Here is a 22,031-nt window from a genome sequence, read left to right as displayed (position 1 = left end):
TTGGTCTTATTAAAATCGGCTATCTTTTCCCACTTTCAGAAACAGTGACTCTCTGATGACTAAACAGCAAAGAAACAGTGAAGCATGCTCACTGTTTCTACTTGTAGATAAAATATCTCTCAGATTAAATTCTAAACCTCTTTAGATCAATTAGAGGTGGTGAAGTGGTCGGACATACATATTCGTTGATGATGAGTTCCGCGGCTATGCCGTGTGGTTCATCCATCACCTGCGAAAAGCGCAATATATGTCAGACACGCTAACACATCTTATATTCACTCATTTAGTAAAGTCATTCGTCTCGTCTTTCTCTCAACTATCCTAAGACTGCATATTCAATCTTTCTGTAAGAGGAGCAAACACCGTTCCTGAATGAGTAGGCATTTGATAACAATCTAGTATTTTTTCTAACAACCCATTTACTATATATTGACCTTCAATATGTTCAATTCTCTCCTCTTCAAACTGTTTGACAGGCAATTCTCGTAAGCTCTCAATTACTTGAACATGAGCTTTAGCTGTCTCATGTGTACACGGTACAACTTTACTATTATTTTTAACAGCCTCAACACATGTATCTAATTTCGTTAACGCTTCTTTATGATGCACATTGAGGTTTCCATATTCCTTTATTGATCCATCATGAAAATAAGCAATTACTTTCCCCGTATCATTCTCACACTTATATTTGACCGTTGCATGTTCAAACTCATATTCAAACATGGGACCGATTTCCTCTCTTGTCGAATGAGAGGCATAAAATAAAAGTTCTGCTCCGTCTACCGTATTTGTACGAATTGCACACGTATCAAAGGTCTCAATTGGATTGACTTTATACAAGTCACCTTCAACCTTCGCCACTTGACCACAAGAGTCCATCTCTTCTCCAAGTACATAAAGCATATTGTGAAGAAAATGGGCAGCAGCGTTGTTTGCAATGCTATCAAAAACAGCCTTACCTCCAGACGCATATCGCTTTCCAGCCCAATTTGAACGGGTAAAGTAGGTTGTGTATCTCGGCCATAACACCAACGTTCGTAACGTTTTAGGTCTTCCGAATTTTCCTCGTATCAAATCACGCTTTACTGCCTGAATCGTCTCACTAAACGACCAATTAAAACCAATTGCGATCCATTTCCCTGAATGCTTCACTGCTTCATCCAAAATGGAAAAGTCCTTACTTTCCGCAGTCAACGGTTTTTCACAAAGAACGTAACTATCGTTTTTTAAGGCTTCAACCACGTGTTCCGTATGGAGATGGATGGGTGTTGAAATGATTGCGAAATCCGCTTGATCCTTTTCGTAAAAACGACTAACTGTGGGGTAAATAGGAATCCGTTTAGCTTTTAGCGTATCATAATAGCGGCTTTTATTAGGGATTATCTCAACAACACCAACGATAATGACATCAGTGCGTTTCAACAACGCATTCATGTAAACCTCCCCATATCCATTAATGCCAACGACGAGTACTCTCACTTTGTCTACCACTTGCGCCTCCCTCTTTTGCCCTTTCCTTCTACACGTATGACTTATAGCGTTCAATCACCTTAGTTAATGCTTCGTCTCCTTGCATATCCCATAAAATTTGATTCATAATTTCGACTTCAATCGGTCCTTTATAGCCATTTGCTTCTACTACTCTCCTCATCTTCTTGAGTTCAATGACACCATCTCCCATCAAGGAACGACCTTTGAACATATCTGTAATAGGAATTTTCCAATCAGAAACATGAAACCCTAAAATATTCCCTGCCGCTCGCTTAATTTGCATTTCAAGATACGGATCCCACCAAACATGAAACGCATCAATCACAACGCCTACTTGTTCTTTTCCAACGGTTTCAACTAAATCATTTGCTTGCCCAAGCGTATTAATAACCGAACGGTCAGCGGCATACATCGGGTGAAGCGGCTCAATTCCTAACTTAATACCTTGTTCTTTTGCATATGGAATCAACTGTTCAATTCCTTCTTGTACATGTTTTCTAGCTTCAAGCAAATCCTTATCTGCACCAGGTCCACAAACGAGGACAAGTACATTCGTTCCGAGTTCTGAGGCTTCATCAATTGCTCGTTTATTATCATCAATTCGGCGAACTCGTTCTTCTTTTGTACTTGCTGAAAACATCCCACCTCGACACAGACTAGATAAACGCAGTCCTGCATCTCCAATATGCTTTTTTGCTTCGTTTAATCCATATTCATGTAATTTATGCCGCCAGACAGATATCCACGCTACGTTTTGCCGAGCACAACCTTCAATCGTCTCTGCAAGTGACCACTGTTCCGTCGTAATCTGATTTAAACTAAGTCGGTTCATCTCTGCTTGACTATTCATAAAAGGACTTCCTCTTGATTTACCCCTGCAGTTTTAAGCACATACGCCATTCTTTGTATAGCTTGCTCGGGATTAGAAAGTAAACCAGCTTCATCTGCCAATATAAATAATTTCGATAAATGAATCACTGACCTTGCTCCTTCTGCACCACCAATCATCCGAAAATGATTTTGAAAGCCATTTAAATATGCCATAAAAACGATTCCTGTCTTATACGCATACGTCGGTGATTCAAAGATATGACGAGCCAAGGGAACTGTTGGAGCAAAGATCCGCTCATAAGTTGCTTTGTCCCCATTATCCAATGCTTGAAACGCGCTGGCTGCCGCAGGTGCAATCGCGTCAAATATACCTAACAAAGCATCGCTATATCGATATTCATCGCCGCTAATCAATTCTGGGTAATGAAAATCATCGCCAGTATACATCCGCACACTCTCTGGGAGACAATTACGCATTTTAATCTCTTTGTCTTTATCAAGTAATGAAATTTTTATTCCATCTACCTTGTCCTCGTGCTGATGGATAATTTCTAAACAAACATCCATCGCTTTCTCAGCTTTTTCGTCTCCCCAATATCCAACTAAGTTTGGGTCAAACATATCACCAAGCCAATGAAGGATAACAGGTTCTTTTACTTGCTTTAAAATCCGCTCATACACAGTCTTATAATCTTCCGGTGTTTGTGCCGTTTTTGCAAGTGCTCGACTGGCCATTAAAATGACTTTACTGCCTTTTGACTCAACAAATTCTGCCTGCTCTTCATAAGCAGCGATAATCGTATCAAGTGTATGACTATGACTTTGGTCAAGCTGGTCCGTTCCTGCACCAGAGGCAATAATTCCTCCACACGCTTTCGCCTCTATGGAAGAACGAGCAATTAATTCTTTTGCCGTCTCCCAAGATAAGCCCATCCCCCTCTGAGCGGTATCCATTGCTTCTGCAACACCAAATCCTAAATTCCAAAGCGCATGGCGATAAGAGAGAGTCGAATTCCAGTCAACATCACCGCCCAGCACAGGATGGGCGGCCGAAATGGGATCTGCGACAACATGCGCAGCTGAATATGCTCGGCGAGAATGAAATTGATTTGTGCTTGGATAGACCATCCCTTGTTGTTTTAATGTATAGGAGACTAACTGTCGATTCTCATTAGGAAGTGTAATTTTCATTGATTGTTGTCCCCCTAGACCTGTTTAGCTGATACTTCAGTAGCAAGCTCAAGCTTTGGTACATCAACCCATTTTCGCTCACGCCACGCTGTCAGACCCAAATCAGATAATTGCGTTCCTTTTGCTCCCTCAAGCAAGTCCCAAGGAAACTCGCTACCACACTCGACATGTTTTAAAAACAACTCCCACTGTGCTTTAAAACCATTATCATAAACCTCATTTTCAGGTACTTCCTGCCATTGTTCTTGGAATTTAATTGAATTTGGAATGTCTGGATTCCAAGTTGGGCGTGGAGTCTGTACACGGTGTTGGACTTTACAATCCCGTAAACCAGCCACCGCACTACCAAATTTCCCATCAACTTGAATCGTTAACAAATCATCACGGTTAACTCGCGTTGTCCAGGAGGAATTTGCTTGAACCACAACGCCATTCTCCAACTCAAAGATTGCATAGGCTGCATCGTCAGCGGTTGCTCTGTATACATTCCCTTGTTCGTCAATACGCTTTGGAATATGCGTTGCACCGATACATGTAAGTGATTTAATTTCACCAAACAAATGATCAATCACATAACGCCAATGAGCAAACATATCAACAATGATGCCTCCACCATCTTCTTCCCTGTAATTCCAACTTGGCCGTTGTCCCTCCTGCCAATCACCTTCAAATACCCAATAACCAAAATCAAGTTTAACGGATAAAATTTCGCCAAAATACCCACTATCTATTAAACGCTTTAATTTTAATAAACCAGGTAAAAAAAGCTTATCTTGCACGACCCCATTTTTAACACCTGCCGCCTTCGCCATTTGCGCTAATTCAAGTGAACCCTCTAAAGTAGTAGCTGTAGGTTTCTCGCAATAAATATGTTTGCCTGCCGCTATCGCTTTTTTAATATCTGCCGCGCGTCGATTGGTTGTTTGTGAATCAAAATAAATTAAATTTTCTTTGTCAGCTAATGCCCGCTCTAAATTCGTTTCAATTCGACTAATTCCATACTTAATTGCTAGATTTTCTAATTTCGCTTCATTGCGGCCAACAAGAATAGGATCCGGCAATAAGACTTCCCCATCATCAAGTACAATACCACCTTGCTCACGTATGGCAACAATTGAACGAATCAAATGTTGATTTGTGCCCATTCTTCCTGTTACTCCGTTCATAATAATACCAATCTTTTTCTCGCCCATAGTCATCACTCCCAATTATTAAATTACACCTATCATAATGGAAGCGCGCATATAACTCTTACCACTCTCGGCATCTTATTCTCAATTTCAGAGATTGTTTTCCACGACGTCATCTACGTGCGTTTTTTGATAAACAAGTGGACTTACACCAACCCGGTTCTTAAACACCCGATAAAAGGTTGAAACCGACTCAAAACCAACTTCAAAACAAATCGAGACAATGTCTAAATTTGTTTCCACCAACAAATGTTTTACTCGATTTAAACGAATTTCAGTTAAGTATTGTATCGGTGTCATTTGATAACTATCCTTAAAAATTTGCTGCATATAACGAGAGCTAATTCCCATTTTAGCTGCCAAATCCTCTGCGTGAGTCAGTTGATAATAATGGCTTTCAATATAACGTTTTAGATCCTCAGCCCGACGGTTATTGGCGTCTTGAACATTGCTGTGCTGTTTCATCCGTACTAAAGCAAGCAAGATTTGTCCTAAAAACAATTTAAGACCAATTGCAGATTGACCTTCTTGTCTATGCAACTGCTCATATAACATTTTTCTCAATAATTGTCTGATTTCACTACCTTTAAATGCATTTAGTTGCAAGACCTCCGATTGTGCAAACACCGGAGAAACCAACTCATTTTTATATTCATCTGGTAAAAATGTTTCATCAAATTGAAGCACAAGCATCGTCATTTTTGAACGAGCTTGTATCGAATGAGGTGTCAATGGGCGGATAACGATAAAACGATCCTCCAGCAAAGGATACGGTTTCTTATCTAAAATACATTCTCCTTCACCTTCCAGCACGTATAGCAGCTGGTGTGTGTAATGATAATGGCTTTGAATGTGGTTTTTAGCCCTATGTTTGTTTTCGTATAAATGGATTCCTTCTTCTGTCTGCAACAGCGCATCCCGCAAGATTTTCAATCCCTTCTTATAAGTAGTGGTAATGTTGACTTTTTCTTTCTCGCCTCGTTAAATCCTTTAAATTTTTATGACATACAAAAAAGCACCTCTCTATAACTAAGAGAGATGCTTCTAAAGCAGACTTTTTTAGGCTCATGGAAAATCAAAACCTGTATAAAGGAATTTACCTTTTATCCGTACCAATTTGATATCTATTTCCTTTGAATTTCATCTTTCAGTAAGGCATTTCGCCAACCACCTGAATCTGTTATATCTTCCGCTCCTTCTACCGCAGACCCTTCACAAATAAAGCCATTTACTTCTCTACCATCTGCAAGCACTACTTTGCCAAGGCCAAGTGGTGCTTTAATCAATCCTAGAAAAGAGCCATATTCAGATAATGGCATATCCCAAAGTTCAACCTCAATTAACTGACCACCTTCATTTTGCTTCACGAGACCAGGTTTCGCTGGTTCACCTGGTAGCTTTAGCAATTTATAAATAGGAGCAGTAGCTATTTTCTCTTTAAAAACGGCACGTCGCGTCCGCATCTGTCCTTCGAGTGGAAAACCTCGCATATGTAAGCCACAAACCGCTAAAAGAGCAGAAGGTTCGTTTGCTTGTTCGAATGCCTCTGCCGCTCCGACGATAAAGCGCTCACTTTTATGTGTAGCAAAGAAAGTGACTCCAAACGGTAATTCGTCTTCTTGTGTCTTACCAGGCATTGCGATGGCACATAAATCAAGCAAATTGCAATGGTTTGTGTACAAGCCCATATTACTATTTGTTAAAATTGGATTATCTCGCACTTGGTCTCTTGTATACGTACCACCATTTGTCGGCATCATTAAAACACCGTCTTCACCAAGCCACTCCCACACCTGGCGCTTAATCTTCTTAAGTCGGTGTTGCGCCTGAAAAAGGGCAGTTGCGTCGTAGGCTGGATTTTTTGCAGAACGAATGACTTTTTCTGTAACAGGGAATGCCACATTCGGGTGAGAAGCGATAAAATCGCCAACCGCTGCCCACCTTTCAGCGACTAATGGCCCATCATAAAGAAGACTGGCCGCTTCCGATAAAAGCGACGTGTCAATGTAGTCAACGGGCGTTCCCATCTCTTCCAGCACACGCACTGACTCATCCCAAGCTTGTTCATACGCTTTTGCATGGACTCCGTAAAAACAAAGCGAGTCTTTTTTCGGAACTAGGTAGCGAACTGGCTTCGCTGAAGACAGTCGAGGAGTTGTTAGTGAGAACGGATCCTCCTCATCATATCCACGAATAACGTCGTCAACAAGCCGAGCGTCTTCAATTGTATGAGTAAATGCAGTGACACAATCGATGCTTGCGCAAGCAGGAACGACACCCTTTGTTGACCACGCACCCAAACTCGATTTAAATCCCACAAGTCCGTGCAAGCTCGCGGGAATTCTCCCAGAGCCCGCAGTATCCGTCCCTAAAGAAAATGGCACTAGTCTCCTCGCTACGGCCACTGCAGAACCAGAGCTCGAACCGCCGCTAATATATTCTGGCCTTAATCCATTATGGGTTTCTCCATAAGGGCTCCGAGTCCCAACAAGTCCCGTTGCAAACTGATCTAAGTTCGTTTTTCCAACAGGGATTGCCCCTGCCGCGATAAGGCGGTCAATGACCGTCGCAGATCGCTTCGGTTCATATGCATACTCTCCGCAGCCTGCTGTTGTTTCAAAGCCCGCAACGTCAATATTGTCTTTTACAGCAAATGGAATGCCCCATAAAGGTGCTTCATGCGGATCAAGCGTCCGTAGATGATCTAAGAAAGGCGCAAGCTTCCTTTTTTCTGGAGGAGAAATCCATATGTTGTAATCTTCATCCTCAACACTACACTTAATCAACTCCTCCATCACTTCTTCTGGTGTTGTCTGCTTGAGTCGATATGCAGAACGCAACTGTTTAATTGTATGCCATTCCATTAGGTCAACACCTCGCTTTTTTTCTTAGCAATCGCTACAATACGGCTACCGACTTGTACTTCATCTCCTGGTTTCACATAAACGTTTTTAATTGTTCCAGAAACCGTGGCGTATTGTGGAAACTCCATTTTCATGCTCTCCTCAATTAATAGAATTTCCCCTTCTTCTACATATTGACCAGGCTTAACGAGTACCTTCCACACGCTCCCAGGCATAGTGCTCGCAACGGGCTCGACACCTTCTTGTAGCTCATCAACTATCTCCTTGCTCTCGGTTACAACTTCAGATACATATTCCGCGAGACCTTTTTGCCGCCAATCCTCGCGCTCCTTTGCAAAAGCATCCTGTTGTTTCTGTTTAAAAGTCTTACTCCCTTCTTGGATCTCTTCAAGAAAGGCAAGGTATTCTCCTAGCTTAAATGTTGTTTCTTCCATCTCTACTTCAAATGAGCCTCGCTCCATCTCTTGTCGCATGTTATTTAATTCCTCTTCAGTCACCGGATAGTACTGTATTTGATCAAAGAAACGCAGCAGCCATGGCTTGCCATCTTTAAAACTTTTTGACGGCTTTAAGTGATTCCAGATTTGCACCGTACGACCCACAAGTTGATAACCTCCTGGCCCTTCTAAACCATATATACACATATAGGCTCCACCAATTCCAACAGCATTTTCTGGTGTCCACGTCCGAGCTGGATTGTATTTTGTAGTGATCAGACGATGGCGTGGGTCTGTTGGTGTTGCTACTGGTGCACCAAGATAAACATCACCAAGGCCCATAACCATGTAATTTGCTTCAAATACGGTTTGAGCAACTTCATCCACCCCCGCAAGCCCATTAATACGTCGAATAAATTCTATATTATCAGGACACCAAGGCGCATCGGGGCGAATGTTCTTTTCATAGCGCTCCATCGCAAGCTGCGCAGTCGGATCAGCCCACGATAAAGGAAGCTTTACAATACGCGAAGGTACTTCAACCGTCTCAAGGGATGGTATGGCTTTATTTAGTGCAACAACTTTCTCACACGCTTCCTGCACTGATATTCGCAACGGATCTAGGTGAATTTGCAGCGATCGAATCCCTGGTGTTAATTCATATACTGGAAAATCATCTTCTAACTCAATTGCTTCCATTAAGAGATGCGCTTGAAAGCGATAAGGTAAATGTAATTCCATCTCACCGTATTCTACGAGTATATACGCATCCCCTGCCGCTCGAATCGTTATTGCCATATCATTTGAGCCGTCAGCGGCACTTTCATATAAAAGAGGATAAGAGCCTTCTAATCTTTTAGTTGGTTTCGGGAGCTCTGGAAGATACCCGCCTTCTTTAATGTAAGCTTCTTGTCTAACAAGCATGTCGTTCGCTTGGTCAAGTGTCAAAAGTTGAAAATGCACTTTATCTCCTGGCTGAAGTTGCCCAATCTTCCATAACTCCGCGGTCGCCGTTGTCACGGGACAAACAAAGCCACCAAGGCTTGGACCATCGGGACCTAACAAGATAGGCGTATCACCAGTTAAATCCAAACTACCAATTGCATATGCATTATCATGGATGTTTGAAGGGTGTAGACCTGCATCTCCCCCATCTTCTCGAGCCCATATAGGGGCCGGGCCACTTAAACGTACGCCAGTTCGCGAGCTATTAAAATGGACGTCGTACTCTGCAGTTTCGAGCTGTCTCAAATAGGCTGGATCAATATAATCGGTTGTACTATGAGGACCTGGGACAACCCCAATTGTCCATGTTTTTTGATCGTTCATCTGATTAATAGGTGTAGAGGTTCCTTTATCAAAAACACCTCCATTCAAACGAAGCACATCACCCGTCCGCAAAGCACGCCCGCCATGTCCACCAAATCCACCTAGTGTAAATGTTGCACCACTACCAAGAAGTTTCGGTACATCAAACCCTCCAACAACGAGTAAATACGTACGCATGCCTGTTATCGCTTTTCCAAAAGTCAGTATGCTTCCAGCCTTTACTGTGATTGGCTCGTACAAGTTTATAAGACAACCATCTAACTCCGCTTCCATGTCTGCTCCAGCCAAGCAAAATGTAGTCGCTCCCCGGAAACGATACGAACCTCCTGATAGCGTCATTTCAAGCCCGGTAGCTCCCTCATCATTACCAAGTAAACGGTTACCGATTCTGAACGCAACTGCATCCATTGGACCACTTGGCGGGATACCGACATCCCAATGACCTAGTCTAGCCGGGTAATCTTGCACCGTTGTTTGAATGCCCCCCTCTAAAACTTCAAGAGCCGCTTCATCTGTCACAAAGTCATTGAGCAATTTTGTGTAAACATGCCCATTTTTAAACTCAGGTGTGTTTAAAACCGCACTGGCATACATCAGATTAGATGTAATCCCATAAAAGCGAGTTTCATTTAAAGCTGACCTCAGTTTAACGATTGTTTGATCTCGTGTTTCTGCCTTAGCAATTACTTTAGCCAGTAAAGGATCATATAACGTTGATACGATTGTACCTGCCTCTACCCATGTCTCGTTTCGTACACTCTGCGCTACTATAACCTGGTCGAGCTTTCCAGCACTCGGACGGAAATCAAGCTGGCAATCCTCTGCATAAACGCGCACTTGAATACTGTGCCCCTGTGGTTGAAGCGATTGAGCTAAAGCAACATCCCACTCACCGGCAGCCTCCTGAACCATCCATTTCACAATGTCAACGCCATACACTTCTTCTGTTACTCCATGTTCAACTTGTAAGCGTGTATTTACTTCAAGGAAATAAAATCGTTTAGCTGCTTCGTCGTATAAAAACTCAACTGTACCTGCATTTACATAGCCAGTAGCATTTGCGAGACGCAATGCACTTTCATGCATATCCGTACGCACCGTTTCCTCCAGATTAGGTGCTGGTGTTTCTTCAATCACTTTTTGATTTCGACGTTGAATCGAGCAATCTCGTTCTCCCAGTGCAACGACATCACCACTGCGACTACCAAACAACTGAACCTCTATATGACGAGCTTGGGCAATATACTTTTCAATAAAAAGACCTGCGTTTCCAAAATGTTGTTCCGCTAAATGAACAACCGCCGCGTAAGCTGTAAGCAATTCATCCTCATTGTGGCAAACACGCATGCCTATGCCACCTCCACCTGCTGTACTCTTTACCATAACAGGAAAGCCAATTTCCTTAGCAGCTTGAACAGATTCTTCTTCGGTATAAAGCAAGTCTGTTCCAGGCAACAAAGGTACATTTGCCGCTAATGCAAGTGCCCTCGCCTCGTGTTTTAAACCAAACTGTTCCAACTGTTCAGGTTTTGGTCCAATAAAGACGACACCCGCCTCTGCACAAGCACGAGCGAACAGTGCGTTTTCACTTAAGAAGCCATAACCTGGATGAATTGCTTCTGCTCCAGTATCTTTAGCAGTTTGAAGAACAACCCTTTGATTTAAATAACTTTCACTTACTTGTCCCTCTCCTAAGCAGATAGCCTCGTCAGCTAGTTGAACATGAAGACTTGTCGCATCCGCTTTTGTGTAAATAGCGACTGATGTTATCCCCATCTCTTTTAATGTTCGAATAATTCGAACAGCGATTGTTCCTCGATTGGCAACTACTATTTTTTTAAACAAGTCGCTCCACTCCTCTTCTCTTTTTATTTATTCCAGATTAACAAGCGAATTGGTGTAGGATTAAAACCTGAACACGGGTTATTTAATTGGGGACAATTAGAAATAAGCACTGTTGTATCGGTTTCAGCCACCATTTCCACATACGCCCCAGGACTCGAAATACCATCTGCAAATGAAAGCCCACCTTCTGAAGTAACTGGAACATTCATAAAGAAATTTATATTAGGTGCTAAATCCCGTTTTGCATATCCCTCACCTCTTTTTGCAAGTTCTAACATAAACGTATCACGGCAATTGTGCATCGCTGCTCGTTCATGTGCGTAACGAACCGTATTGCTCTGGGAAGAACAAGCACCACCAAGCGTGTCATGACGTCCAACCGTATCAGCAGTCAGTTTCACAAGTGGTTTACCTGACTCTGCCATCAACATACTTCCAGTTGTTAAATACAGGTTTTTTTGTTCCGTTATCGTTCTTGCTGCACTATAGTGATCATTCGGATTTTTTGTATCATATAAAAGCGTATCAGCTGCTTGATTTCCTGATAAATCAACGATTCGAAAAGCCTGTCCCTTCTTCAAATCATGCATCCACCCAATTCCTGCCGGTAACGTCTTATCGTAAAAAGCTGTTTGAGGATTACGATCGCTTCTGGTTAATTGCATTGTTGTCATTTAGATGCCTCCCTTATTTTAATACGAGGTTTTCACTCTTCTCTGTTAACAATTCAAACATCCATGTATTTTCAAAGGCCCGCTTGTTTTCCTCGCAATGATTTACACAACGATCATTCTTTGCCACAGGTGGTGCATCTGACACTTCAATGTGAATGAATTTACTCGGATATATCTTGCTTGGATTTAACGGATGTGGCGTGTTTGAACATAGTAATAGAAGGTCCATTTCCGTCCGTAAAACAATGTAATCTCCCTCTTTGCTATGATTTGTACTAAAAGCCATCGCACCAGTCGTTTGATAATCAACCTTTGAAAATACATTTACAACTGGTCCCATATCTCTTAGTTCAAGACCTTGACGGATTAGTTCTATTGCAAAATTTTCTTCACCGCTTCGGTGCCATTCATTTGAATGCTCTTGAAAACTTGTTTCACCATATTTTTTATCCGTTTGTTTACGGGTGATGTAGGAGCTAACAGGATCATGCCATCCTACCGTATCTTCCACGATGCTTGCCATCACTCGCCCATTATCGCTCATCAATACGTTTCCCTTTGTGAGCTTGGACGTGTTCTGTGCCTTTAGCGTGTCAGGCATGCTATAGCGCTCTTCTTTTTGTGTTGCGTGAAACAGCATAAAAGCGAGATTACCTCCTGAGCCATTTGTTGTTAGTTTTATCAAGCTCCCTTTTCGAATCGTTCCTGACCACTTTCCGCCAGCTTGTAATGTATGTCGCCACTTCACTTATAACGCCTCCTCCTATTAAATAAAGCCTGGGAGACAGAGTCTCCCAGGCTTTTATCCTTCCGTGTATGCGGCGGTTGCCACACGCCTTCTCTCGGACCAGCCTTACGCTACACGCAACGGAACCCTAGAAAGCTTTTTTGTTCTAAAAAGAACCTTTATTTTTTTGTTCCTCCTAGAATTACATAGATTTCATTCGTGTTTCTACCTTTTCGTCAGGTAATCTAACGTATTTTTTCAGTCTATTTTGAATTTCATCTAAATTCTTTGTCAGTCTTTATTACAAAGAGATTGCAATTTTCATTCTGCCCTTTACCATAAATCCGTAACGAGATGAAACAAGATAAATGATTTTAAAATAATAAATTGGAGGATTTTAAATGTCTACTAAATCATTAAAACGCACACTCTCTATCTGGCAAGTCTCTGCACTTGGATTAGCATGGAACACACCTATGATTTATTTTTCCACATTTGGAGTTTCCTACAAAAGTACAAATGGCCAGCTTTTGATTACATACACACTTGCTTTCATTGCCATCATGTTCACCGGAATGAGCTACGCCTATTTAGCAAAAAAAATCCCTGTATCTGGTTCTGCATACACCTTTGCTAAAGTAGCAATACATCCAAACGCAGGCTTTATTGTTGGTTGGATTGTGCTACTCAATTACTTATTTGCGCCGATAATCGCTTGTATAACGTTTGGTGTATTTTTGTCTGCACAATTTCCCACAATCCCGTCTTTTGTGTGGATTATTGCCTTGATCATATTACTAGCTGCTATTGCCATTAAAGGGATTGGTGCATCAGCCAATCTAAGTGCCCTATTTGTTGTGATTCAGCTACTTTTTATCGGGGGATTTGCTGGCTTTTTGCTTTATAAGCTTTTTCTAGGGGGAAACCTCTCGTTAGCAACTACCTTTGCGACACCGCTTTTACAGCTAGATAATCCATTTCACGTACTCATGCTTGGCGCATCTATTGTTGTCTTTTCCTTTCTTGGCTTTGATACAATTACGACCTTATCAGAAGAAACCAAAAACCCAACCAAAACAATCCCACGTGCCATTTATCTCATTCTTATTATAGTGGGAACATTTCATCTCACTTCTTCTTTTGTCATACAAAGCTCTTTCCCTCTCCTTTCATTTGTCCAAGCAGATGCTGCTGCACTTGAATTAATGTTCTCGGTGGGTGGAGGGATATTGCAACTGACCTTCATTATTGTTCTGGCCATGGCCATTTTCACTCAGGGTCTTGCCTCTATTACTGCTGTCTCACGCCTTATGTTTGTTATGGGTCGTGATGGCTTATTGCCGAAGCGTATGTTTGCTTTCATCGATCCAACCTATAAAACACCGACCTTCAATATCTTACTTGCAAGTTGTGTATCCCTACTTTCCCTATTATTGACAGTAGAATCAGCGGTTCGATTTGTGAACTTTGGTGCTTTAACGTCTTTCTTATTTGTTAACCTCTGTGTCATTATTCTATCTTGGAAAAACAGGGTCAAACGTACGCTTTTTTTAACATATATCGCTCCTACATTTGGAGCAACAATCATGTTTGCTCTCGTGTCAATGCTTGATGTAACTACTCTTAAAGTCGGGTTAACTTGGATCGCATTTGGGTTTGTATACTTACTTTATTTAACAAATGTCTTTCAACAACCACTTGCCGCTTGGAAACCGTCATCCACTTAATACCTATTCCAAAAATTAGAACAAAGTGCCAACATTATTCCAGTCAATCAAAAAACCACTTCCCAAAACGAGAAGTGGTTACAGATAACACTATGCACTTTTTACATACCGCTCATCTTGAATGGACTCGAGTGAACGTCCACGTGTTTCAGGCGCCATTGTCACACCAATAACCAAACTAATAACGAGGAAAACAATCATGATAATTCCGGCTGCTTGAAATCCGATGCCAGAAATCATAGCTGGTACTACTAATGAAATTAAACCAACGCCAATACGTACAGCAAAGAACATAAACCCTTGTGCTTGTGCACGATATTTTGTGTGAAATAATTCGCTTGCAAACAAGGCATAAAAAGCTTGCGCTCCAAACCCAGCCGCAATACCCCAAAGGGTGACAAACAAGATTAGTTCAACGATGCCCATTCCACCAAAGGTTAAGATCACCCATGCAACAATTCCCATAATGCTCCCAATACCAAACAAAAGCTTACGATTTACATTATCACCAAGTTTAATAAAGACAACATATGTTGATATGACGGTAAATGTCCACAGAACTCCTTGAAGAAGGTTTGCTTGCGCTGCGGTTAAACCACCAACCGTCTCATAAATGTATGGCATGAAATAACCCATTGTTCCTGCCACGAGATTCCAAAAGAGATAGATCCCAATCAAAAAAACAAGCGCTTTCAAGTTTGCTTTCACAGTAAATAAGTCTTTCATTGAACCTTTTTGTACATGTTTTCCGGCCGCACGAATTGCTTTTTCCTTTCGTTGCTCTTCTTCCCAAATTGTAGATTCATTAATTTGTTGCTGTAGTACCCACGTAATAATGGCAACAATAAACAGCTGGGCAAAAATGAGACGACTACCAAGCAAGCCAAGTGGTGCTAATGCAACTGATAAAAATAAAGTAATTGCAGGACCGATGGACCAAGCAAACTGACTCCAACCGACTCTTGCGGCTCGTTCTTTTGGTGGTGCTTCCTCTGCAATATAGGTCCACGCAGCTGGAATAAGCGCACCTACAGCAATTCCGACAACGATATATCCAACAAGTAGCATTGGAAAGTTAAACGCAAATATAATGAAGAGCATCCCTGCCATATAAAGCAATAAATCATATTTATAAATAAATTTCCTTCCATACCTGTCAACAAAGTATCCACCTAACAAAGCACCAATTGCAGCGCCAAAACCATTGGCACTTAAAGCCCCAAGCAAGCCAACCCATATATCAGTAAGCTGTAGATATTCAACCCATAATGTTAAACCACCAGCGCCAGCAACAATTGCACCTGCTTCTAGATAATTAGACATAGCGACTGTTATTGTCGCCTTCATGCCTTTGTTTTTAGTTGCCATTTATTTGCCCTCCATTAAGCTAAATAAAACACTTCTTTCAAATCAATTGATACAGGGCTTTTATCTTCATTCGTTTCCATTAGCGGTTCCATATACGCCCACCATTTCCGACAAATTTCAGTGCTGGAAACGCGCGCATATACTTCCTCATCTTCAACACGCAAGTATGCAAACAACTGACCCGTTTCCTCCAGTAAAAAAATGGAGTACTCACTTACGCCATGCATCTTTAACATCTCTTCCATTTCTGGCCATAATTGATCGTGGCGTTTCTTGTACTCCTTACATTGGTCCTTATAAACTCTCATAACACTAGCCTTACGTATCAACTTAATTCCCCCCTCTAAAAAGTAAGCGGTTACTAAACGTGATAACAATCTCCCTCTGCTTTTAAGCAGAGGGAACACTCTCTATCGTGTAAACGCGGCTGGTACACCACCATCAACGGTTAACATACATCCCGTTGTTTTTTCAGCTTTTGATGAAGCAAAGAAAAGAATCGCTTCTGCAATATCTGAAGGAAAAATATGAACGCCCAAAGTTGTCCTTTTTTTATAATGATCATCAAGTTCTTCCGGCTTAATACCATATGCAGCAGCTCGCTCTTCACGCCAAGCCGAATCCCAAATCGCTGACCCTTGTAAAACAGCATCTGGCAATACCGTATTAACTCGAATGCCATACTCGCCGCCTTCAGCAGCGATGCACCGAGCAAGGTGAGCTTCCATTGCTTTAACCGCACTATAAGCAGAAACGTTTTTCCCTGCATAAACGGAGTTTTTGGACCCAATAAAGACCATACTTCCACCACAACCTTGTGCCTTCATTTGTGAAAATGCTTCTCTAGCAACTAGGAAATAACCTGTACCAAGCACATCCATATTTAGCTGCCATTCTTTTAAAGTTGTCTCATCAAAAGCGCTAGATGTAGCTAACCCTGCATTGTTAACGATCACGTCTACTCCACCAAAAGTGCGCGCAGCTTCTGCAAAAGCATGTTTAATCGCTTCTTCACTCGTTACATCCATTTTTAGAGCTAATGCCCGACCTGAACCAAATGTCTTATTTATTTCAGCTGCTACTTTCTCTGCTCCTTCAAGATTTAAATCAGCTAGAACAACATGAGCACCGAGACTCGCAAACTGACGACATGTTTCACTGCCAATTCCACCAGCCCCCCCTGTGACAAATGCAACTTTACGGGAGAATTCGGCTTCCTTAGGTGCAAGTGATAATTTATATAATTCCAGTGGCCAATATTCGATTTCATAAGACTCTGACTCATTTAATGAAACAAATGAGCCTAATGCAGTTGTGCCTCGCATTACTGAAATTGCACGAGTATATAACGCTCCACTTACTTTTGCATTCGTAAGTGATTTTCCAGTGTTAATCATCCCAATACCTGGTATTAGTAATACTCGTGGCGACGGTTCAAACATCTCATCTCCGTCTTTATGGTTGCGCTCAAAATATGCAATGTATTCTTTTTGATATTCAGATACACTCTTTCTAATGGCTTCCACAAGACCTTCTAAGTCATTTTCTGCTGGCTTCCACTCAATAAATAAAGGTACTCTTTTCGTATGAACAAGATGATCTGGGCAAGCTGCGCCAACTTGAGAGAGGGTATTTCCTTTCTGACTATTTACGAATTCAAGAGTGGCAACTGCATCATCATAAGTTAGAATCATTTGCTTTCCTTCATAAGATACAGCTCCACGAATAACCGGCATGATTTCTGCCAGCAATGATTCACGTGTCTGCTTTGAAAGAGCTTTATACTTCTCTCCTCCGAAGACGTGCGTGTCATCACGTTTCTTTGCAATAAATTGCTCAGCCTCGTTAATGACTGAAATGGTCCGGTCATAACTTTCTTTTGCTGTCTCTCCCCAAACAACAAGCCCATGCTTCTCCATAAGTACTAATTCTGCTTTTGGATTAGCCGCAACACCTTCTGCAATCATTTTTGAGAGCGTAAAGCCAGGGCGAATGTAAGGTACCCAGACAAAACGATCACCAAATAATTGTTCCGCCAATTCACGACCATTATCTGCACAACAAAGGCTAATAATTGCATCTGGATGGGTATGATCAACGTGCTTAAATGGAAGAAATGCATGCAAAAGGGTTTCAATCGATGCACGTGGATGTGAGTGATTAATCATGCAATGGCTTAAATAGGAAACCATATCTTCATCGCTCATTTCTTCTTTGTTTAAAAGCGGCAACACATCATCAAGACGTAAAGCAGTGAAATTCGTAGCCCCCATTGTTGCCAAGTCGGAGCCACTACCTTTCACCCACATCACTTTAACTTCTTCGCCCCGAAAATCAACTTCTATTGTTTTCATAGACGTATTCCCGCCACCCCAGTTACAAACAGCGCGGTCGCTACCAATCAAATTAGACCGATATACGAGCTCGCCAAGACCCGAATCCACTTTTTTTGCTTCTTCTTCATTCCATAAATGTTTGACCATTTTATTTCTCACCTTCCTATTGGCTATTGCTGAATGGTTTTTGTGCCTTTACGTTTAAGCTGTACATTTTGCTCATATGCCTTTACATCATCTAACCATTCATTTTCTACTAAGACCCCTTGCCGTTTGCAATATTCATCCCACATATCACCAAAAGGGTACATTTTTAACTGCTCTTGTAAGGCTAAGCGAGAGGTGAAATCGCCCTCTTCTTGCAATTGCCTCATATGAGCGTGGGGCATTAAAGCAGCGTTTAATAATGCTTTTGTCATATTCCGTGTGCCAATTGCCCATGCTGCAACACGATTAATACTCGCATCAAAGAAATCCAGCCCAATATTGACACGATCTAGCGCATTATTACGTACAAGTTCAATTGCAATTTCCCGTAACTCATCATCAAATGTAACAACGTGATCACTGTCCCAGCGAACAGGGCGTGAAACATGTAATGCCAACTGATCATTAAATAGCAACATAGCAGATAATTTATTTGAGACCATTTCTGTCGGATGAAAATGCCCCGTATCAAGCAAGCACAGTTTTCCACTTTGGTTCGCATAATTTATATAAAACTCATGTGAGCCTACAACAAATGCTTCTGACCCGATTCCAAACAACTTACTTTCTACCGCATCTATAACAAGCGATTGATCATAATCAACTTCATAAATGGCATCAAGCGATTCTTTTAATCGACGCCTTGGTGTTAAGCGGTCACTTGGTGTGTCCTTATATCCATCTGGTACCCAAATGTTTACTAGTGAAGGGGTGCCCAGTTCTTTCGCAAAATAAGCAGCAACCTCCCTACTCGCTTTGCAATGGTTAATCCAGAAAGTACGAACGTCTTCATCTGGATGAGCAAGCGTTAACCCATCATCTGCTTTTGGATGCCCAAAAATAGTTGGGTTAAAATCAAGTCCGACTCCTACTTTCTTTGCCCACGAAACCCATTTTTCGAAATGCATTGGCTTAATCTCATCGCGCTCAACTACAACACCGTCTGTTTCTGCATACATTGCATGTAAATTAACGCGATGCTGACCTGGAATCAGGCTTAACGCTTTTTCAAGGTCAGCACGGATCTCATCCCCATTACGTGCTCGTCCTGGGTGATTCCCTGTTACGTCGATACCACCTGACAATTCATTTTGAATCGTTTCCGTTCCTCGTAAATCATCCCCTTGCCAACAATGGACGGAGATTGGAACTTCACTAATTTTTTTGAATGCTGCTTCTACATCAACACCTAAACGCTCATACTGCTCTTTTGCACTTTCATATCTTGTTTGCATACGCGTGATCGCTCCTCTGCGGTTTATATTCCATTACTTTAAATGAATTTTTGACTAGTGCTCTCCCAGCTTCAAGAGAAGGGATTTCACCACATGAGATGCATTGCATAAGGAAATTCCCGATAGCAGTTGCTTCACTTGGTCCTGCAATGACAGTCTTATTCGTACGATTTGCTAGCATTTGGTTTAATTGCCCATTTTGAGACCCACCGCCAATAATATGAATTTTTTCATATCTACGTTCAACCGTTTGCTCAATTTGCTTAATTGCTTTTTCATAACTTGCAACTAAGCTGACATAAATGCATTTTGCTAACTCGCCAGCTGTCGTAGGAACTTCCTGCCCTGTTTCACGACAAGCAGCTTGAATTTCCTCAATCATATGATCTGGTTTTAAAAATCTCCGTTGATCCACATCAACAGTACTAATATCATTTGTTTTTTTACTTGCTACTGCCAAATCGGCATACGTCCATTTTTCAGGAAGAAGACGCTGAACTTCCTGTATCATCCACAGCCCCATGATATTTTTCAAAAAGCGAAAACGATAATTGATACCGCCTTCATTTGTGAAATTATCATCCATTGCCTTCGTAATACAAATAGGGAAAGGATTCTCAATTCCAATTAACGACCATGTACCGGAACTAATATACAACGATGTTTGCCATTCTGGTACTGCAACAATTGCCGAGGCCGTGTCATGTGTAGCAGGAATGATAACATCAAGCTTAACTCCTAATTCTCTTTGTAACTCTGCTTTTATCGGTCCTATGTTCGTTCCTGGAAGTTTTAAGTCATGAAACAACTTCACCGGCAAACCCATTCCAGCAATAAGATCTTCATCCCATCGTTTCGAAAAAGCATTCACCAATTGTGTCGTTGTTGCATTTGTATATTCATTTGTTTTAATCCCAGTTAGTAAAAAGTGCAAATAATCCGGAACCATAAGAAACGACTTTGCTTTAGCAAGTGTTTTGGGATGCAACTTCTTTAATGCGAGTAATTGATACAATGTATTAAAAGGCTGAAAAGCAATTCCTGTCCGTTCGTAGAGAGCTGCTTTTCCATACGTGTTTATTACTTCTTCCATGATTCCATCGGTTCGCGCATCTCTATAAGACACCGCTTCAGTCAATCGATTATCTTGTTCATCCAACAAGACAAAATCAACAGCCCACGTATTGATTCCAATGCTGACTGGTTTAAAACCCATTTCACAACTTGTTTTAATGCCATATTTTATCTCGTTAAAGAGATAATCAACGTCCCAACAGTAATGACCGGCTTTTAGCGTTGCACTGTTCCGAAACCGATGTACTTCTATTAAATCGAGTTCATCCCCATCTGTTCTACCAGCCATGACCCTTCCACTTGATGCGCCTATATCTACAGCTAACCGATATCCATTCATCTCATTCCACCTCACTTTCTAAAGAAGATTGCGTCTTTATATTAAGCGTTTACATTTAAAGCAGCTATGGCGCTATTCAACTAAAAACTGTCTTAATTTGCACAATCAAAAAAACACAGATCCCCATTTTATTTCTGGGAGTTCTGTGCTTTTCGATAAGCAAGTGGAGTCTGATTAAATTTTCTCTTGAAAATCTGGTAGAAATAACTAAAGTTATCATAACCGATTTCCTCTGCTATGACAGAAACAGGTAAATCTGACTGAACAAGCATTTCCCTTGCTATATCAAGCCTTTTCTCTTGTAAAATCGATTTAAATGTTTTTCCAGTTCGCTTTTTTATCAGTTTACTAAGTAAATAATGAGGTTGATTTAATCGCTCGGATAGCTCATAAAGTGTTGCCTGTTTATATTCTTCATGGATATAAAATAACACTTCCCTCATCCATTGGTTTTGTAAACTAACTTCATGCCCACCTTCTAATGTATTCGCTTTCTTTGTTAATTCAATAATTAACATTCCTACATAAAGTTTAATAGTTGCTTGAGAAAAAACATCTGGGTTCATAATTTCCTCCAGAATTTGCTGAAGAAGTGTTTGGATTGATTCTTCTTCAGCACATCTAAAGTAGAGAAACTGACCAAACCCACTCCCACCATGAACACTATCAACAAGGAACGAATAAAATGGTCCTTCGACATTTAGGAAAGAGAATATATAATTAAAGAAAGATGGTTGAATAATAAAATTAATAACAATATCTTCTGTGTTACAAGCGTCAATTTGATGCTCAATATGTTGATTTAATACAACCAACTCACCTTTTTTTAAGTGAATATCTCGATCACCAATCGTTTGCTTTAAACTTCCATTGTAAACATAATTCAGTTCAATATAATCATGCCGATGTTTTGGAAAATCGATGAACCGTGTATGTTTGCGGATCATGATTTCTGAACCAGGTGCAAGAAATTTGTTTGCTTCTATGATAAAACTTTGTTTTGATGTATAGCGAGCTTGCATTACTTGCCGATATTGAAGTGTTTCCTTCTCTTCCTCAGTAAGCATCAACATTTTTTCAAGCAATGACATGCATGTCCCCACTTTCATCTACTTGTTTTCTCTGTACCTTTACGTAGCAGCACAGAGTTTAATCGCTTTCATTT

General features: G+C 41.2%; 16 protein-coding genes and 1 riboswitch. Of the genes, 1 reads left to right on the top strand and 15 read right to left on the bottom strand.

Features of this window, described 5'->3' with window-relative positions:
- Positions 1–321 precede the first annotated feature (321 nt).
- The 9 genes from BK584_RS16570 to BK584_RS16530 all read right to left on the bottom strand — a co-directional run bounded on the left by BK584_RS16570 (position 322) and on the right by BK584_RS16530 (position 12,600).
- Positions 322–1,491: a Gfo/Idh/MocA family protein gene (locus BK584_RS16570; protein ID WP_078393597.1), complete on the bottom strand. Its 1,170-nt coding sequence runs from the start codon at positions 1,489–1,491 to the stop codon at positions 322–324.
- A 28-nt stretch (positions 1,492–1,519) separates the two neighbouring features.
- The gene (locus BK584_RS16565; protein ID WP_078393595.1) at positions 1,520–2,341 is read right to left on the bottom strand and encodes a sugar phosphate isomerase/epimerase family protein; all 822 of its coding nucleotides are present in this window, start codon (positions 2,339–2,341) and stop codon (positions 1,520–1,522) included.
- Complete coding sequence (locus BK584_RS16560; RefSeq protein WP_078393594.1) at positions 2,338–3,513, bottom strand: dihydrodipicolinate synthase family protein; 1,176 nt, start codon at positions 3,511–3,513, stop codon at positions 2,338–2,340. The genes BK584_RS16565 and BK584_RS16560 overlap by 4 nt, the downstream gene beginning before the upstream one ends.
- Positions 3,514–3,527: 14 nt before the next feature.
- Positions 3,528–4,706 (bottom strand): Gfo/Idh/MocA family protein, encoded by a 1,179-nt coding sequence (locus tag BK584_RS16555; protein ID WP_078393592.1) that lies wholly within the window; start codon positions 4,704–4,706, stop codon positions 3,528–3,530.
- An 87-nt stretch (positions 4,707–4,793) separates the two neighbouring features.
- On the bottom strand, positions 4,794–5,636 hold the full coding sequence (locus BK584_RS16550) for an AraC family transcriptional regulator (protein WP_245808889.1): 843 nt from the start codon (positions 5,634–5,636) through the stop codon (positions 4,794–4,796).
- Positions 5,637–5,827: 191 nt separating this feature from the next.
- Positions 5,828–7,567: an allophanate hydrolase gene (locus tag BK584_RS16545; RefSeq protein WP_078393591.1), complete on the bottom strand. Its 1,740-nt coding sequence runs from the start codon at positions 7,565–7,567 to the stop codon at positions 5,828–5,830.
- Positions 7,567–11,178, bottom strand: a complete 3,612-nt coding sequence (gene uca, locus BK584_RS16540; protein WP_078393590.1) for an urea carboxylase — start codon at positions 11,176–11,178, stop codon at positions 7,567–7,569. The genes BK584_RS16545 and uca overlap by 1 nt, the downstream gene beginning before the upstream one ends.
- Positions 11,179–11,201: 23 nt before the next feature.
- Positions 11,202–11,852 carry an urea amidolyase associated protein UAAP2 gene (locus BK584_RS16535; protein ID WP_078393589.1) on the bottom strand — a complete coding sequence of 217 codons (651 nt, stop codon included), beginning with the start codon at positions 11,850–11,852 and terminating at the stop codon, positions 11,202–11,204.
- A gap of 13 nt (positions 11,853–11,865) precedes the next feature.
- Entirely contained in the window at positions 11,866–12,600 is a 735-nt protein-coding gene (locus BK584_RS16530) for an urea amidolyase associated protein UAAP1 (RefSeq protein WP_078393588.1), read from the bottom strand.
- A 41-nt stretch (positions 12,601–12,641) separates the two neighbouring features.
- Positions 12,642–12,742: riboswitch (guanidine-I (ykkC/yxkD leader) on the bottom strand.
- A 238-nt stretch (positions 12,743–12,980) separates the two neighbouring features.
- Here BK584_RS16530 and BK584_RS16525 point away from each other — a divergent pair.
- Positions 12,981–14,306, top strand: coding sequence for an APC family permease (locus tag BK584_RS16525; protein ID WP_078393586.1), 1,326 nt, complete (start codon positions 12,981–12,983; stop codon positions 14,304–14,306).
- 90 nt (positions 14,307–14,396) lie between these two features.
- On the opposite strand, the gene BK584_RS16520 is transcribed toward BK584_RS16525, so the two are convergent.
- From BK584_RS16520 to BK584_RS16495, 6 genes are all read right to left on the bottom strand, one after another.
- Positions 14,397–15,674 carry an MFS transporter gene (locus BK584_RS16520; protein ID WP_078393585.1) on the bottom strand — a complete coding sequence of 426 codons (1,278 nt, stop codon included), beginning with the start codon at positions 15,672–15,674 and terminating at the stop codon, positions 14,397–14,399.
- A gap of 14 nt (positions 15,675–15,688) precedes the next feature.
- Positions 15,689–16,003 carry an L-rhamnose mutarotase gene (rhaM, locus tag BK584_RS16515; protein ID WP_078393583.1) on the bottom strand — a complete coding sequence of 105 codons (315 nt, stop codon included), beginning with the start codon at positions 16,001–16,003 and terminating at the stop codon, positions 15,689–15,691.
- Between the two features lie 81 nt (positions 16,004–16,084).
- Positions 16,085–18,169 (bottom strand): bifunctional aldolase/short-chain dehydrogenase, encoded by a 2,085-nt coding sequence (locus BK584_RS16510; protein WP_281255761.1) that lies wholly within the window; start codon positions 18,167–18,169, stop codon positions 16,085–16,087.
- A gap of 11 nt (positions 18,170–18,180) precedes the next feature.
- Entirely contained in the window at positions 18,181–19,452 is a 1,272-nt protein-coding gene (gene rhaA, locus BK584_RS16505) for an L-rhamnose isomerase (RefSeq protein ID WP_078393580.1), read from the bottom strand.
- Positions 19,436–20,866: a rhamnulokinase gene (rhaB, locus tag BK584_RS16500; protein ID WP_078393579.1), complete on the bottom strand. Its 1,431-nt coding sequence runs from the start codon at positions 20,864–20,866 to the stop codon at positions 19,436–19,438. Before rhaB ends, rhaA begins: the two co-directional genes overlap by 17 nt.
- 128 nt (positions 20,867–20,994) lie before the next feature.
- Positions 20,995–21,957: an AraC family transcriptional regulator gene (locus BK584_RS16495; protein WP_078393578.1), complete on the bottom strand. Its 963-nt coding sequence runs from the start codon at positions 21,955–21,957 to the stop codon at positions 20,995–20,997.
- Between the last annotated feature and the right edge of the window lie 74 nt (positions 21,958–22,031).

This window comes from Shouchella patagoniensis, assembly GCF_002019705.1.
Lineage (GTDB): Bacteria > Bacillota > Bacilli > Bacillales > Bacillaceae_D > Shouchella > Shouchella patagoniensis.
Note: the sequence above shows the minus strand (reverse complement) of the source record. Positions and strands in the feature narration are given on the sequence as shown.